11 protein-coding genes are annotated in these 14,507 nt (G+C 73.0%); 2 read left to right on the forward strand and 9 right to left on the reverse strand.

The genetic code is table 11. The features are described 5' to 3' along the window. Positions 1-12 precede the first annotated feature (12 nt). A complete protein-coding gene (locus OHB13_RS15625) occupies positions 13-720 on the forward strand; it encodes a MurR/RpiR family transcriptional regulator (protein WP_406348473.1) in 708 nt (235 codons plus the stop codon). 153 nt (positions 721-873) lie between these two features. Beyond that, the gene (locus OHB13_RS15630) at positions 874-2,100 is read left to right on the forward strand and encodes a PP2C family protein-serine/threonine phosphatase (RefSeq protein WP_328377527.1); all 1,227 of its coding nucleotides are present in this window, start codon (positions 874-876) and stop codon (positions 2,098-2,100) included. A 61-nt stretch (positions 2,101-2,161) separates the two neighbouring features. Here OHB13_RS15630 and OHB13_RS15635 read toward each other — a convergent pair whose 3' ends face one another. The 9 genes from OHB13_RS15635 to OHB13_RS15675 all read right to left on the reverse strand — a co-directional run bounded on the left by OHB13_RS15635 (position 2,162) and on the right by OHB13_RS15675 (position 14,201). Continuing rightward, positions 2,162-3,022, reverse strand: coding sequence for an SDR family oxidoreductase (locus OHB13_RS15635; protein WP_328377528.1), 861 nt, complete (start codon positions 3,020-3,022; stop codon positions 2,162-2,164). Then, positions 3,019-5,163, reverse strand: a complete 2,145-nt coding sequence (locus tag OHB13_RS15640) for an acetate--CoA ligase family protein (RefSeq protein ID WP_328377529.1) — start codon at positions 5,161-5,163, stop codon at positions 3,019-3,021. The genes OHB13_RS15635 and OHB13_RS15640 overlap by 4 nt, the downstream gene beginning before the upstream one ends. Next, positions 5,160-6,398, reverse strand: a complete 1,239-nt coding sequence (locus OHB13_RS15645; RefSeq protein WP_328377530.1) for a Glu/Leu/Phe/Val dehydrogenase dimerization domain-containing protein — start codon at positions 6,396-6,398, stop codon at positions 5,160-5,162. Before OHB13_RS15645 ends, OHB13_RS15640 begins: the two co-directional genes overlap by 4 nt. Further along, entirely contained in the window at positions 6,395-8,164 is a 1,770-nt protein-coding gene (locus OHB13_RS15650) for a thiamine pyrophosphate-dependent enzyme (protein ID WP_328377531.1), read from the reverse strand. The genes OHB13_RS15645 and OHB13_RS15650 overlap by 4 nt, the downstream gene beginning before the upstream one ends. A gap of 1 nt (position 8,165) precedes the next feature. After that, positions 8,166-9,323 carry an acyl-CoA dehydrogenase family protein gene (locus OHB13_RS15655; RefSeq protein WP_328377532.1) on the reverse strand — a complete coding sequence of 386 codons (1,158 nt, stop codon included), beginning with the start codon at positions 9,321-9,323 and terminating at the stop codon, positions 8,166-8,168. Between the two features lie 274 nt (positions 9,324-9,597). After that, a complete protein-coding gene (locus OHB13_RS15660) occupies positions 9,598-9,843 on the reverse strand; it encodes a hypothetical protein (RefSeq protein ID WP_266855724.1) in 246 nt (81 codons plus the stop codon). Continuing rightward, positions 9,827-10,078: a DUF6400 family protein gene (locus tag OHB13_RS15665; RefSeq protein ID WP_328380300.1), complete on the reverse strand. Its 252-nt coding sequence runs from the start codon at positions 10,076-10,078 to the stop codon at positions 9,827-9,829. Before OHB13_RS15665 ends, OHB13_RS15660 begins: the two co-directional genes overlap by 17 nt. 328 nt (positions 10,079-10,406) lie before the next feature. Then, complete coding sequence (locus OHB13_RS15670) at positions 10,407-11,339, reverse strand: EamA family transporter (protein WP_401602635.1); 933 nt, start codon at positions 11,337-11,339, stop codon at positions 10,407-10,409. A 135-nt stretch (positions 11,340-11,474) separates the two neighbouring features. Further along, complete coding sequence (locus tag OHB13_RS15675) at positions 11,475-14,201, reverse strand: FAD-binding and (Fe-S)-binding domain-containing protein (RefSeq protein WP_328380301.1); 2,727 nt, start codon at positions 14,199-14,201, stop codon at positions 11,475-11,477. Between the last annotated feature and the right edge of the window lie 306 nt (positions 14,202-14,507).

Consider the following 14,507-nt stretch of genomic DNA (forward strand, 5'->3'; position numbering starts at 1 on the left):
ATCGCGCACAGTATGCTGCGCCGCCCGGACGACGTACCGTTCCTCTCCAGCATCGCGCTGGCCGAGCTGGCGGGCGTCAGTCAGCCGTCCGTCACCCGGTTCGCCGTAGCTCTGGGCTTCGACGGCTACCCGGCCCTGCGCCGCCACCTGCGGGAGATCGCCACCGCCGGGCCGGGGCCGGCCGCCGCCCCGGCGAACGCCTACCAGAAGCTGGTCCAGGCCGAGATCGACAACCTCCGCGACCTGTCCACGGCGCTCACCGACCCGGCGTCCGTCGTCCGCGCGGCCCACCTGCTCGCCGCCTCGCACCCGCTGCTGGTTCTGGGTCTGCGGGCCGCCGCCGCCCAGGCCGGCGACTTCGCCCATGCCGCCCGTACGGTGCACCCCGACATCCGGCTGCTCGACGAGGGCGGCACCACGCTGACCAACCGTGTCGACGACGCCGTACGGGTCGGCGCATCGGCCCTGCTGTGCTTCGCCATGCCCCGGCACCCGCACGAGGTCGTCGACGCCCTCGCCTACGCGCGGGGGGCGGGCCTGACCATCGTCACCGTCACCGACAGCTCCTTCGCGCCGGTCGCCGCCCACACCGACATCCTCCTGCCCGTCGGAACGGCACGCCGCTTCGACACCGTCTGTGCCCCGGTGCTGCTCGGCCGCCTCCTCGTGCGGGCCGCCCGCCACGGAGGTACTGGCGCCGCGGGAACCGAGCCGTCGTAGACGTTCTCCGGAGTGACCGTGTCGATCACCCCGGAAATAGGACAGAACTGGACCTGGTGCCTTGATCGGCACCGGGCGGCTGCCCGGCGAGGCCACCCGCCCGGCACTATGGTGGAGATTACGGGCGGTGTCAGGCGCTGAGGCAGGCTGGGCATGACGGATGCGGCGATCGACTACGCGGCGGTGCTCCAGGCACTGCCCAGCATGGTGGCACTGCTGACCCCCGAGCTGGTGTACGTGGACGCGAACGAGGAGTACCTCCGCGGCTCCGGACGCAGCCGCGAGCAGCTGATCGGCCGGTACCTGTTCGACGTGTTCCCCGACAACCCCCACGACCCCGGCGCCAGCGGCGCACGGAACCTGTATGCCTCGCTCCAGCGGGTCCTGAGCACGGGTGAGCGCGACACCATGGCCCTGCAACGCTACGACGTCCAGTCCACGGAGCGGCCCAGCGAGTGGGAGGAACGCTACTGGAGCCCGGTCAACGCCCCGATCCTCGGCCCCGACGGCCAGGTCGTCCTGCTGGTGCACCGGGTGGAGGAGGTCACCCAGCTCATCAAGGCCCGCGGCGGCGCCGACGGCAGCCGGACCCGGGCCCTGGAGGCCGAGCTCTACACCCGGGCCCGGGAACTGCAGGAGGTCAACGAACGTCTGCGCCGGGCCCACGCCCACGAGCGTGAGGTCGCCCTCGCCCTGCAGAAGGCCATGCTGCCCGCCCCTGCCGATGTGGGCCACCACCGGGCCGCCGTGCGCTACCAGCCGGCCGTCGGCTCCTTGAACGTGTGCGGCGACTGGTACGACCTGGTCGATCTGCCCGGCGACCGGATCGGGGTCTCCGTCGGCGACGTCGTGGGCCACGGTCTGCGCGCCGCCGGCGTCATGGGCCTGCTGCGAAGCGCCCTGAGCGCGGCGTCCCGGGTCGCCGGCGGGCCCGCTCAGGCCCTGGAAGTCCTCGGGCTGTACGCCCGCTCCGTCGAAGGCGCCGAGTCCACCACCGCCGTCGAGACCTGCATCGACTGGGATACCCACACCCTCACCTACAGCAGCGCCGGCCACCCGCCGCCCGCCCTGCTGCGCGCCCACGGCGGCGTCGAGTTCCTCGACCGGGCCACCGACCCCCCGTTGGGCGCGCGCCCCGACCACACCCCCCGGCCCGAGGCCAGCACCGGCTTCACGGAAGGCGACACCCTCGTCCTCTACACCGACGGACTCATCGAACGTCGCCACGAAGACATCGATACGGGCATCGCCCGCCTCGCCCACGCCCTCACCCGCCACCGGGGCGCCGACCCCGAAGCCCTCGCCGACGCGATCCTCCTCGACCTCCTCCCACCCGACGGCGCCATCGACGACACAGCCCTCGTCATCGTCCGGCTCTGAGCCCGCCCCGGCACCGAGCAGCCCCACCACGGCGATCCTCATGGGTTCAGTACGGGCAGACCTACACCTCCACCTGGACCGACGTGCGCCCGTACACCTGCTTGCCGAGCCACTGACCGCCGTCCAGCGTCAGACACTCGCCGGTCACGTACGCGGCCTTGTCGCCCAGCAGGAACAGCGCCGCGTCCGCGATCTCCGCCGGGTCGGCGAACCGGCCCGCCGGGACCGTCTCCAGCACCCCGGCGCGCGCCTCGTCCGTCGCCCACAACGCCGCGCCCGCCCCTTCCGTCTCGGTCGGCCCGGGGGCGACACAGTTGAGGCGGATGCCCAGCGGTGCGAGCTCGACCGCCAGGGTGCGCGTCATGGCCAGCACGCCCGCCTTCGCCGCTGCCGAGTGGACGGTCCCCGGGTGCCCGTGCCAGGCGTAACTGGCGATCACCGAAAGCACCGAGCCGCCGGTGCCCTGCTCGCGGAGTCGGCGGGCGACGGCGCGTGTGCAGTAGTACGAGCCGTTGAGGACGATGTCGACCACCGCTCGCCAGCCGTTCGGGCTCATATCGATGCCGGGCACCACGAAGTTGCCGGCCGCGTTGTTGACCAGGCCGTCCACCCGGCCGAAGTGGTCGACGGCGGCGGCCACGAGGGCGTCGACGGCTTCCGGGTCGCGGACGTCCGTCGGTACGGCGAGGGCCCGGCCGCCCTTCGCCTCGGCGAGTGCGACGGTCTCGGCCAGCCGTTCGGGCGTGCGGCCCGCGACGACGACCTGCGCGCCCCGGTCGCTCAGGGCCAGCGCGACGGCCCGGCCGATGCCGCTGCCGCCACCGGTCACGATGTACGTACGACCGGAGAACTCGCCCGCTTCTAGGGACTGTTCGCGCCGCGCGGGCTGTTCACGGCGCTCGGGGCTCGTACCGGAATTCATGCCAGGACTCCATGTGCGTCGAGGGCGACCGCGCCGCCCGGGTGGACGAGCAGCGGATTGACTTCGAGCTCGGCGAGCTCGGGGTGTTCGACCGCGGCACGCGCGAGCGCGCAGAGCGCGCCGGCGGCCGCGTCGAGGTGGGCGGCGGGGGCGCCCCGCCAGCCGGTGAGCAGTGGTGCGTGGCGCAGCGCGAGCAGCAGTTCGCGGGCCCTCCCGGGGGTGAGGGGCGCCATGGCGAGAACGGTGTCGGCGAGCAGTTCGGCGGTGACCCCGCCGATGCCGACCATGGCAACGGGTCCGAAGGCCGGATCGCGGCGTACGCCCGCGATGAGCTCGACCGCGTACGGAGGACGGGCCATCGCCTCCACGGCATAGCGGTCGGCGCCGGTCGCCTCCCGCATCCGGGCGAACGCCCTCCGCAGCGCCGCTTCGTCGTCGAGACCGAGGGCCACCCCGCCCGCCTCGGTCTTGTGCGCCAGGCCCATCGCCTTGAGCACGAGCGGATATCCGGTGCGGTGCGCCGCGTCGGCCGCCTCGTCCACCGTGCTGACGAACTCCGCCGCCGGGAAGACCATCCCGTACGAGCAGAGCAGCCCACGGACGGTCTGATATCCCCCGTCGGGAACCCGGTGCGGAGCGGTGCCGATCGGAAGGGGCGCCGGGGGCTGCGGCAGTCCGGTCCGTCGCAGCCGGTCCGTGGCCGCGAGCGCGGTCGCCGCCTGCTCGATTCGCTCGTACACCGGGACGCCGTGCTGCCGCAGGACGGCGAGGGCCGGGGTGTCGCGGGCCATGGTGTGCACGACGAGCGTACGTCCGGACTCCCGTACCGCAGCGGCCAGTTCGCGGGCGACATCGCACTCGCGGGCCGCCTGGGCGGGGTTGGCGGTGGCGTAGTCGCCGAAGTAGCCGGTGAGGACGGTGGCGTCGGCTTCGCCCGCGAGGAGCAGAGACCGGGCGATACGGGCGTAGTTGCCGATGTCCGACTCACCGGCGCCCGCGAGGTCGACGGGATTTCCGCAGCCGCCGCCCGGGGGCAGATACGCGCCGACGGCCGCCTGTGTCGCGGCGGAGAGCGCGGGCACCTCAAGACCGCTCGCGCTCAACGCATCGGCAGCCAGGGCCCCTTGTCCCCCGCTGTCCCCGACAACGGCTATCCGGGCCGCCCCTCCTCCGGGGACCGGCCCCCCGGAGCCCGGCCGGGCCCCCGCCGCCAGCAGGCACAGTGCGACGTCGACCAGTTCCCCGGCCGTATCGAGCAGGAGCGCACCCGAGTCCCGGCACACCGCCGCCACCACCGCTCGGGCGCTGACCAGGGCACCGGTGTGCGAGGCTGCGGCACGGCCGGACGCCTCACTGCGGCCAACGGTCAGCAACAGCACCGGTTTGTTCGCCGCGTGGGCTGCGGCGAGGGTACGGGCGAGCCGGCGCCCGTCCCGGAAGTCCTCCACGTACGCGGCGATCACGCGGGTCGCGTCGTGCGCGATCAGGGAGTCGAGCGCGTCCGCCGCATCGATGTCCCGCTGGTTTCCGAGCGACACGAAGCGGGAGAAACCCTGTCCCGCGCGGGCCAGCAGCCGGCCGATCTCCAGGGCGAGATTGCCGCTCTGCGACACCAGACCGACCTGGCCGGACGGGAAGTCGCCCCAGCTCAGCCGGAGTTCGCTCGTCGTGTCGACCACACCCATGCAGTTGGGACCGAGGAGCCGGGCCCCGCGGGCGGTGACGAGCGAGGCGAGTCCGCGCTCGGCATCGGCCGCCGAGTCGGCCGGATCTGCCGCATCCGCTGCACCGCCACCCGTACCGAATCCCGCTCCTCCGGAGGTGATCACGGTGAAGCAGCGGGCTCCGATGGACAGCCCCTCGGCCACCACCCCCCGCACCTGCGGGGGCGGCACCGCCACCACGATGTGCTCAGGGGCCACGGGCAGCGACGCGAGGCCGGGCAGGAACGGCACCCCGTCGAGGACGCCACCGCGCCGGTTCACCAGCTGAACGGTGCGGCGGTGGCGCCCGGCGAGTGCGCCGGACGCGAGCCAGTACCCCCACTTCTCCGGGTTGCCCGAGGCCCCGACGACGGCGACGGACTCCGGGTCGAACAGCACACGGAGAGCGTCGGCCGTCACCATGCGTTCTGTGGTCATCCGTACCACCCGAAGCGCTCGGCGATCACCGGCAGCCGGTCCGCGACGATCGCGTGGGCGGCCGCGCGCGGCGTCGTACCGTCGGCCTCCGACCGGGCCAGCATCTGGTCGATGAGGGACCGCATCGACCGGCGGATGTGGGCGAACGCCTCGTCCGCGTCGGCGCCGATGTCACCGAACAGCGTCCACCACCACCACGCGTTCGTGGCGGAGTTGACGACCACGTCGGGCAGTACGGCGATGCCGCGCTCCGCGAGCAGGAGCTCCGCACCGGGCAGTACCGGCATATTGGCGGCCTCGACGATCCAACGCGCCCTGATCTGGGCCTGGTTGGCGGTGTCGATGGCATAGGAGACGGCAGCCGGAACGAGCACATCGGCGTCCACGGAGAGCCAGGCGTCGCTTCCCGGCAGCTCCGCATCACCGGGTCCGAGAGCGGTCCGGTCGACCGCCCCGTACGAGTCCCGCGCGAGCAGCAGCGCCTCCACGTCGAGCCCGTCGGGGTTGGCGATGGTGCCCTTGATGTCCGCCACGGCCACGACCCTCAGACTGGCCGCGGCGAGGAAACGCGCGGTGGCCCCGCCCATCGTGCCGAGCCCCTGTACGGAAACCCGCGTCCCCTCGTACGGGACGCCCGCGCGGTCCAGAACCGCGAGCACCGACTCGGCCACGCCGCAGCCGCCCGCCAGTTCGTCCAGGCCGATGCCCTCCACCTCGACCGCGAAGGCGTCCGCCAGCCGCTGCCGGGCCGTCGACTCGTCGTCGAGCAGCGGATAGACGGCCTGGATGGAGGAGACGAGACCCGCCTCGGCGGCGGCCTTGTCCACGATGTCCTGGCTCAGCCCCAGATCCTCGCCGGTGGTCCAGAACCTCTCGATGTACGGCCGCATGGCCCGCAGGTACCGCACCAGGATGCCGTACGCCTCGGGGCTCCGGGGATCACAGTCGATGCCGCCCTTGGCCCCGCCCAGCGGGATGTAACGGGCTGTCGGGTCATCGCTGTTGAAGTGCAGGGCCTCCTTCATGGTCATGCCCCGGGCCAGCCCCGCGACCTCGTCGAGGGTGCAGCCCTCCCGCATCCGCAGGCCACCGCTGGACACACCGCGCACCAGCCGGTCGACCACCAAGTGGCCTGTGCGGCCGGTGACATGGTCGGTCCAGGTCAGCGAGATCAGCGGGGCAGCGGGGGTGGAAGAGGTGAGGGAGGTGGTGGTACGGCTCGGCTGGGTGGTCATCGGGGGGTCTCCTCCGGAACGGTGATCAGGGTCGGGCCCGGCGCGGTCAGCGCCCGGGTCAGCGCGTCGGCCAGCTCCTCGGGCGAGTGGGCGCGCTCGCCGTAACCGCCGTAGGCGCGGGCGAGGGCGGGCAGGTCGACAGACGGAAGGTCGACGGCGGTGGGGGTGTCGCCACGGGCGGTCATCTCGTCGCGGATCTCGCCGTAACCGCCGTTGTCGAACACCACGACGGGCAGCGGAAGCCTCAGTTGTGCGGCGATGGCCAGCTCCTGGACGGAGAACTGCAGGCCGCCGTCGCCGCTGAGAGCGACGACCTGCCGGCCCGGGCAGGCGGTCTTCGCGCCGATCGCGGCCGGCAGGGCGTAGCCGAGCGTGCCGAACCCGGTGGGATGCAGATAGCGGCCCTCGGGACCGACCGGCAGATGCGGCAGCGCACCGTAGTAGCAGCATTGGGCGCTGTCGGAGGTGATGACGGCGTCGGGGGCGAGCACCCGGCGGACGGCCCGCAGATAGGGCACCCAGCGGGCATCCCGGACACGGGTCTCGTCATCGCGGGCGACGCGCAGGGCGGCGACGGTGCGGGCGGCGTCCCCCTCCGGCAACACGGACGGCGACACGGACGGCGACCGCTCGGCAGCGGTCGCGGCGGCAGCGGTCGCGGCGGCGGCTCCACCCCTGCCCGTACCGGTCGCGGCGGCCCCACCCCTCGCCCGTAGCGCGTCGATCACGGCGCCCACCGTCGCGCGGGCGTCGCCCACCAGGGGATGGCCGGCGGCCGGCTCCGCGTACATCTGGGCCGGGTCGACGTCGATCCGGATCAGGGTGCCGTTCAGTTCCAGGGGAGCCGACCACAGGTCCGACTCGGCCAGCTCCGTGCCGACGGCGACGACGGCGTCGCGGTCCGCCAGCCACTTCTGGACGGCCGGGCTGTGCAGTGACACCCCCACCGACAGGGGATGCGTCTCGGCGACGATTCCCTTGCCGTTCGCGGTGGTGACCACCGGGGCGCCCAGTTCCTCGGCGAGCACCAGACACTCCTCGCCTGCGCGGCGCGCACCGCCGCCGAGCACGATCGCCGGGTGCCGCGCCGTGCGCAAGGCGTCCGCCGCCCGGTCCACCTCGGCGCACGGTGGAACCGCCGGCGCGGCGGGCGGGGCGAGCCGGATCCCGCTCACCGGTTCGGCGGCCTCCAGCAGGTCGAGCGGTATCTCGATGTGCGCGGGCCGCGGCCGGCCCGAGGTGAACAGCGCGAATGCCCGCGCCACGGCCGCACCGATCTCGTCGACCGACGACACCCGGTGGCTGAAGGCGGCGACACCACGCATCGCGTCCGTCTGGCTGCGCATTTCATGCAGCAGTCCGTTGGACAGCCGGGGATGCCGCAGCGGCATCCCGGGCGAGACGACGAGCAGCGGCACGCTGTCCGAGTACGCCTGCCCGACTGCGGCCGCGATGTTCAGCAACGCGGGCCCGGTGGTGGTGATCGCGACCCCGGGCCGGCCGCTCACCCGGGCGTACGCGTCCGCCGCGTAACCCGCCCCCTGTTCGTGACGGGGTGTCACGTTCCCGATGTCGTACCGCCGCAGATACCGGTAGATCTCCAGATTGTGGGTGCCTGGGATACCGAAGACCTCCCGTACGCCGTGCGCCACAAGGGATCTGACGATCGCCTCGCCTCCGGACATCGCCGGCTCGGGGCCGAAACGCTCAGGAGCGCCGGGGCGGTCCGCGTCGCCGGGGACGCGGGGTGCGCTGTGCTCGCCCATCTCACATCCCCCGCGAGATCACGAGGCGCATGATGTCCGATGTGCCTTCCTCGATCTCCTCCAGCTTGGCGTCGCGCATCCACTGCTCCACCGGGTACTCGCGGGAGTAGCCCCAGCCACCGAGCGTCTGGACCGCCGCCCAGGTGCAGTACGCGGCGGTCTCCGATGCGGTCAGCTTGGCCATGGCCGCCTCCGCCGTGGCGTCCAGGCCGGCGTCCAGCCGCTTCGCGGCCCGCCAGGTCATGAGCCGCGCCTGCTCGACACGCGTACGCATGTCCGCGAGGCGGAAGGCCACCGCCTGGTGTTCGATGACCGGCCTGCCGAACTGCTGGCGGGTCTTCGCGTAGTCGCGGGCGTACTCGTATGCGGCCCTGGCCACACCGGTCGCGGCGGCGCCCAGCACGGTGCGGGAGATGTCGAAGGTGCGCATGAGGCCCTGGAAGCCCTGCCCCTCCGCGCCTAGCCGGTCCGACTCGGGCACGAACGCGTCGCTGAAGAAGATCTCCCGGCAGACGATGGCGCGCTGGCCCATCTTCCGCATCGGTTCACCGAAGCTGACTCCTGCGGTGTCCTTGTGGAGCAGGAAGGCGGTGACGCCCCGGGAGCGCCGGGCCGGGTCGGTCTTGGCGAACACGACGTACTGCTCGGCCTCTCCGGCGTTGGAGATCCACGCCTTCTGGCCGTTCAGCACATACCCGGCGTCGGTGCGCGTCGCCGTCGTCGCGATGGACGCCGCGTCGGACCCGGAGCCCGGCTCGGTGACGGCCAGCGAGGTCATCGGGGTGTCAGGACCGGCCAGCGGGGTGAGCCAGTCGCGCTGCTGCTGTTCGGTGCCGAGCGCGAGGAGGGGGTCGGCGAAGAAGCCGTTGGAGCAGAGCAGGTTGCCGATGCCCAGATCACCGACGCACAGCTCTTCCTGGACCAGGCACTGGGTGAAGACGTCGGTGAATCCGCCGCCCCCGTACTCCTCGGGAAGCATGAAGCCGGTGATCCCGACCTTGGCGGCCTTGCGCCACAGATCCCAGGGCGTCTCGACATCGGCTTCGTCCACAGCGCGCGCCCTCGGGCGGATCTCCTCGCGCGCGAAGGTCCGGGTGAGTTCGACGATGTCGCGCTGATCGACGGTGAGCGGGACCAGTTCGGCCGGCAGCTCGGACATGGTGCCTCCAGACAGAGACGGCAGCAGAAGGGATTTACTGAACCGTCAGTCAGTATCTGGAGGCGCGAGCGGCCCTGTCAACGAGTGCGCTACTGAATCATCGATCAGTTATTGCGGGAGGGCGCACGAGGCCGCCCGCCACCGAAGAGGACGGCGGGCGAGGCGGGTGGCCAGTGACCCGCCACCCACCACCAGTCACCAGCGGTCAGCGGTCAGCGGTCAGCGGCCAGCGGCCAGCGGTCAGCGGCAGATGAAGCGGATCGAACCGGCCGCGTCAGGAGCGAGCAGCACCGTTGCCGCGGCCGGTGACGCCGGGCCGGGAGTTCAGTGACCACATGTGCGTGCACCGCGGGCACTGGAGGTGGGCGACCGGCCCCTTGTTGGAGATCAGATAGCGCCAGTGCTCGAAGCAGTTGCGGCGACTCGCGCAGGTCGCGCAGTGGCGGGCGTCATCACAGACGGGGCAGGCCACCCAGGCACGACGGCTGGAATCCGCCTGCGGATCAATGGGCAGCCGCACGGCCCGGCTCCTCCCCCGGCAGGACACCGGCCGCGACCAGCATGTCGTAGGTGCGCTGCTGCTCCGCGTCCAGGCCCGAGTAGAGAAGGGCGTACGCCTCGTCCTCACCCCGGAGGGCCTCCACCGGGTCCCACTCGGGCCCGAGCGCAGCCACGACCTCGGCCCGTCGCCGGGATTCGTCGAAGGTCAGGTCCATCGTGAAGGGGGTGAGGTCGGTGGTGTTGTCCGGGTTCATGGCGAGACTTCCGATGTACGGGCAGATCCTCACCATCTGTACCAGTCGCCCACCGCACCAGGGAAGGGTGACCTAAGCCGCCCCACGACAGCCTGGCACGACGCACCGCCCGGCCCACTGACGGGACGCACCCGGATCCGCCGACAGGGGCGGGCCGTTACCGGCACCGAGCCGTGAGAGTACGGACGCGTCCTCTCACGGCTCTGTGACGCACTTCACCGGCGGCCCCACAGGACCGGCACGGGGCAGCCACCGGCTGACCCCTCACCGGATGACCCCCGCCACCGCCTGAGCCACCCCCTGAGCCATCCCCTGAGCCATCCCCGCGTCACTTCCCCGTGATCTGCGTCCGTACCGCCCCCATGCTCGCCACGATCACCAGCGCGATCGCCAGCGCGTCCAACGCGGACAGCGCCTGGTGCAGGACGAGGAAGCCGGCCAGCGCCGCGATGGCCGGCTCCAGGCTCATCAGGACCGCGAAGGTCGATGCGGGGAGCCGGCGCAGGGCGAGCAGTTCAAGCGTGTACGGGAGTACGGACGACAGCAGCGCCACCGCCGCGCCCAGGCCCAGCGTGCTCGGCACGAGCAGTTTCGAGCCCGCGTCCGCGATGCCCAGCGGCAGCATCAGCAGGGCGCCCACCGTCATCGCCAGCGCCAGTCCGTCCGCGCGCGGGAAGCGGGCGCCGGTGCGGGCGCTGTAGATGATGTACGCGGCCCACATCGCGCCGGCCCCGAGCGCGAACGCCACACCGGCCAGGTTCAGGCCGCCCAAGCCACCGCCGCTCAGCAGCACCACTCCGCAGAGGGCTAGCCCGGCCCACAGCAGGTTCACCAGCCTCCGTGAGGCGATCACCGAGAGGGCGAGCGGGCCGAGGACCTCCATGGTCACGGCCGCGCCCAGCGGGATGCGGTCGGCCGCCTGGTAGAAGAGGCCGTTCATTCCGGCCATCGCGATCCCGAAGACCAGGACCGTGCCCCAGTCCGTCCGCGACAGCCCGCGCACCCGGGGCCGGCACACGATGAGCAGCACGATCGCGGCGACGCCGAGACGCAGCGAGACGACGCCGAGCGCCCCGGCCCTGGGCATCAGCCAGACGGCCACGGCCGCCCCGAACTGCACCGAGATCCCCCCGGCCAGCACCAGACCGAGCGGCCCCAGCCGACCACGCAGCCCGTTGACCCCGGAGGCCCCGGTCTCGCCGGTGTCCGGGGCGCCGGCGGTGACCGGGGCTGCGTTCGTCGTGGTGGAGGGGGCGGTCAGTGCGCTGTCGAGGGCCTTGGCGTCGGCGGGGGCGATCGGATCCATGCCGTCCACAGTAAGGGCCCGGAGCGGTATTCCCCTCTTACGGGATCCGCCTCGCACGGATCACGGGCGCCGCCCATGGCTCCCAGGTGCTCACGGCCCCGGCCGGGGCGTCCCGCCCTGTTCCAGCCCCTCCGCCAGTACCTCCGCCAGGTGCCGTCCCGGCCGGCCGCCCTGTCCGGTCAGCTGTTCCAGCTGCGTGCGGCAGGAGAAGCCGTCCGCCAGGATCACCGCGCCGGGTCCCGCCGCCCGTACCGAAGGCAGCAGTTGCTCATCGGCGCAGGCGACCGACACCTCATAGTGGCCGCGTTCGAAGCCGAAGTTGCCGGCCAGGCCGCAGCAGCCGCCGCTCAGTTCGCCCGTCAGGCCGGCCTTGTCGCGCAGCCGGCGTTCGGCCGCGTCGCCCAGGACCGCGTGCTGGTGGCAGTGAGTCTGGCCCGCCACCTCGCGGTCCAGCACCGGGGGCCGCCACTGCGGGGCCTCCTCCTCCAGGGCCTGCGCGAAGGTCCGTACCGCCTTCGCCAGCCGGTGCGCGCGCGGGTCGTCGCCGAGCAGCTCCGGCAGGTCGGTCCTGAGCGCGGCCGCGCAGCTCGGTTCCAGTACGACGACGGGCAGGTCCGCGTCGAGCAGCGGCTCCACCCGGTCGAGTGTGCGGCGCATCACCGCACGGGCCTGGTCCAGCTGCCCGGTCGTGACGTAGGTCAGCCCGCAGCACACCCCGTCCGGCGGCAGTGCGATGCCGAGCCCCGCCGACTCCAGGACCCGTACCGCCGCCCGCCCCACCTGCGGGGACAGATGGTCGGTGAAGGTGTCGGGCCACAGGACGACCCGTGCGGGCGGCTGCACCCGGGTGCCGAACCACCGCCGGAACGTCTGCGGTGCGAGCGCCGGGATGGTCCGCTCGGGGGCGATCCCGCCGACGCGTTTGGCGAGGGAGGCCAGCGGCCCCACCCCGGCCAGCGCGTTCACCGCGCGTGCGTACGGTGCGGCCGCGCGCAGCCAGCGGGGCAGCCGGCCCATTGCGTAGTGCGCGGCGGGCCTGCGGCGGCCCGCGTAGTGGTGGTGCAGGAACTCCGCCTTGTACGTGGCCATGTCGACGCCGACCGGGCAGTCGCTGCGGCAGCCCTTGCAGGAGAGGCAGAGGTCGAGGGCGTCGCGCACCTCTTCCGAGCGCCAGCCGTCCGTGACGACCTCGCCCGCCAGCATCTCGTGCAGCAGCCGGGCGCGCCCGCGCGTGGAGTGCTGCTCGTCGCCGGTGGCGCGGAACGACGGGCACATGACGTCGGCCCCGGATGCCGTCTCCGTACGGCACTTGGCGACGCCCACACAGCGGCGTACGGCGGCGGAGAAGTCACCCTTGTCGTGCGGGTAGCCGAACTCCACGTCCACCGGCTTCGACGGCAGTACCGCGAAGCGGAGGTTCTCGTCCAGCCGGTGCGGCCTGGCGAGCATCCCGGGGTTCATCCCGCCCGCCGGGTCCCAGACGTCCTTGAACCGGCCGAAGAGGCCGACCAGTTCGTCCCCGTACATCGTGGGGAGCAGTTCCGCGCGGGCCTGTCCGTCGCCGTGTTCGCCGGAGAGCGAGCCGCCGTGCGCGACGACCAGCGCGGCCAGTTCAGCGGAGAAGGTACGGAAGCGTGCGACGCCGCCCGGGGTGAGCAGGTCGAAGTCGATCCGTACATGGATGCAGCCGTCCCCGAAGTGTCCGTACGGCGTGCCCCGCAGCCCGTGCGCCGCGAGCAGCCCGCGGAACTCCCGCAGATACGCGCCGAGCCGGGCCGGCGGCACCGCGCAGTCCTCCCAGCCGGGCCACGCCTCCGAGCCGTCCATCGTGCGGGTCGCGGTGCCGCTCGCGTCCTCGCGGATGCGCCACAGGGCGCGCTGGGCCGCCGGGTCGTCGATGACCAGGGCGTCCAGCGCGTCGGCCGCCCGCGCGATCCCGTCGGCCCGCGCGCGAGCCTCGGCCCGGTCGGCGCCGCCCGTCTCGACGAAGAGCCAGGCGCCGCCGCGCGGCAGGCCTGCGGGCTCGCGCACCAGGTCGGCGGCCATGCCCTCGACGGTCAGCGGACGGTGCGGGAGCAGTCCGGCCGCCGCGTCGGCCGCGTCGCCCTCATGGGCGTAGCCGAGGATCGCGAGCGCCCGCGCGCGGGGCGCCTCGACCAGCCGTACGGTCGCCTCGGTCAGCACACCGAGCGTGCCCTCGCTGCCGCAGTAGGCGCGGGCCAGATCGGTGCCGTTCTCGGGCAGCAGGGCGTCGATCGCGTACCCGGAGATGCGGCGCGGCAGACCGGCCGGGTAGCCGGTGCGCAGCAGCGCCAGGTGCGATCCGACGAGGTCGCGCAGGCCGGGCGGTGCGCCGTCCCAGCCCTGGCCGAGCCGGTGGGTGCCGCCCTGGTAGGCGGCGGTGGTCAGGGCGGTGACGTTGTCGGCCGTGGTGCCCCAGGCGACCGAGTGCGAGCCGCAGGAGTTGTTGCCGATCATCCCGCCGAGCGTGCAGCGGCTGTGCGTGGACGGGTCGGGGCCGAAGGTCAGGCCGTACGCGCCCGCCGCCGCCCGCAGGTCGTCGAGGATCACGCCGGGCTGGACCACGGCGGTCCTGGCCTCGGCGTCCAGCGAGACGATCGCGCGCATGTGCCGGGTGAAGTCGAGGACGACGCCGGTGCCGGTGGCCTGTCCCGCGATGGACGTACCTCCGCCGCGCGGCACCACGGGGACCCCGTGGGCGCGGCACACATCGAGTACGGCTGACACGTCGTCGGCATCGCGCGGGGCGACGACACCGAGGGGCACCCGGCGGTAGTTGGAGGCGTCCATGGTCATCAGGGAGCGGGCGGTGGCCCCGAATTCGATGTCTCCCCGCACACCCCGGCGGCTCAGCGCGTGCTCCAGCTCGCTGCTGCTCGGACCGCCACTCTGACTGCTGATCGGGCCGCCGGTCCGAATGCCGGCCGGACCGCTGCTCGGGCTGCCGCCCTGACCGTCGCTCCGACTGCTGCTCAGACCGCTGTTCCGGCCGTCCCGTTGGCCGTCCTGCTGCCCGTCTCGCTGCCCGTCCCGGTGCTCGCCCATGGCTCCAGCATGTCCCTGTGCACAGTGTGTACCTGAGTCAACAATTTCCGCACGTGC

The sequence above is a fragment of the Streptomyces sp. NBC_00440 genome (assembly GCF_036014215.1).
GTDB lineage: Bacteria > Actinomycetota > Actinomycetes > Streptomycetales > Streptomycetaceae > Streptomyces.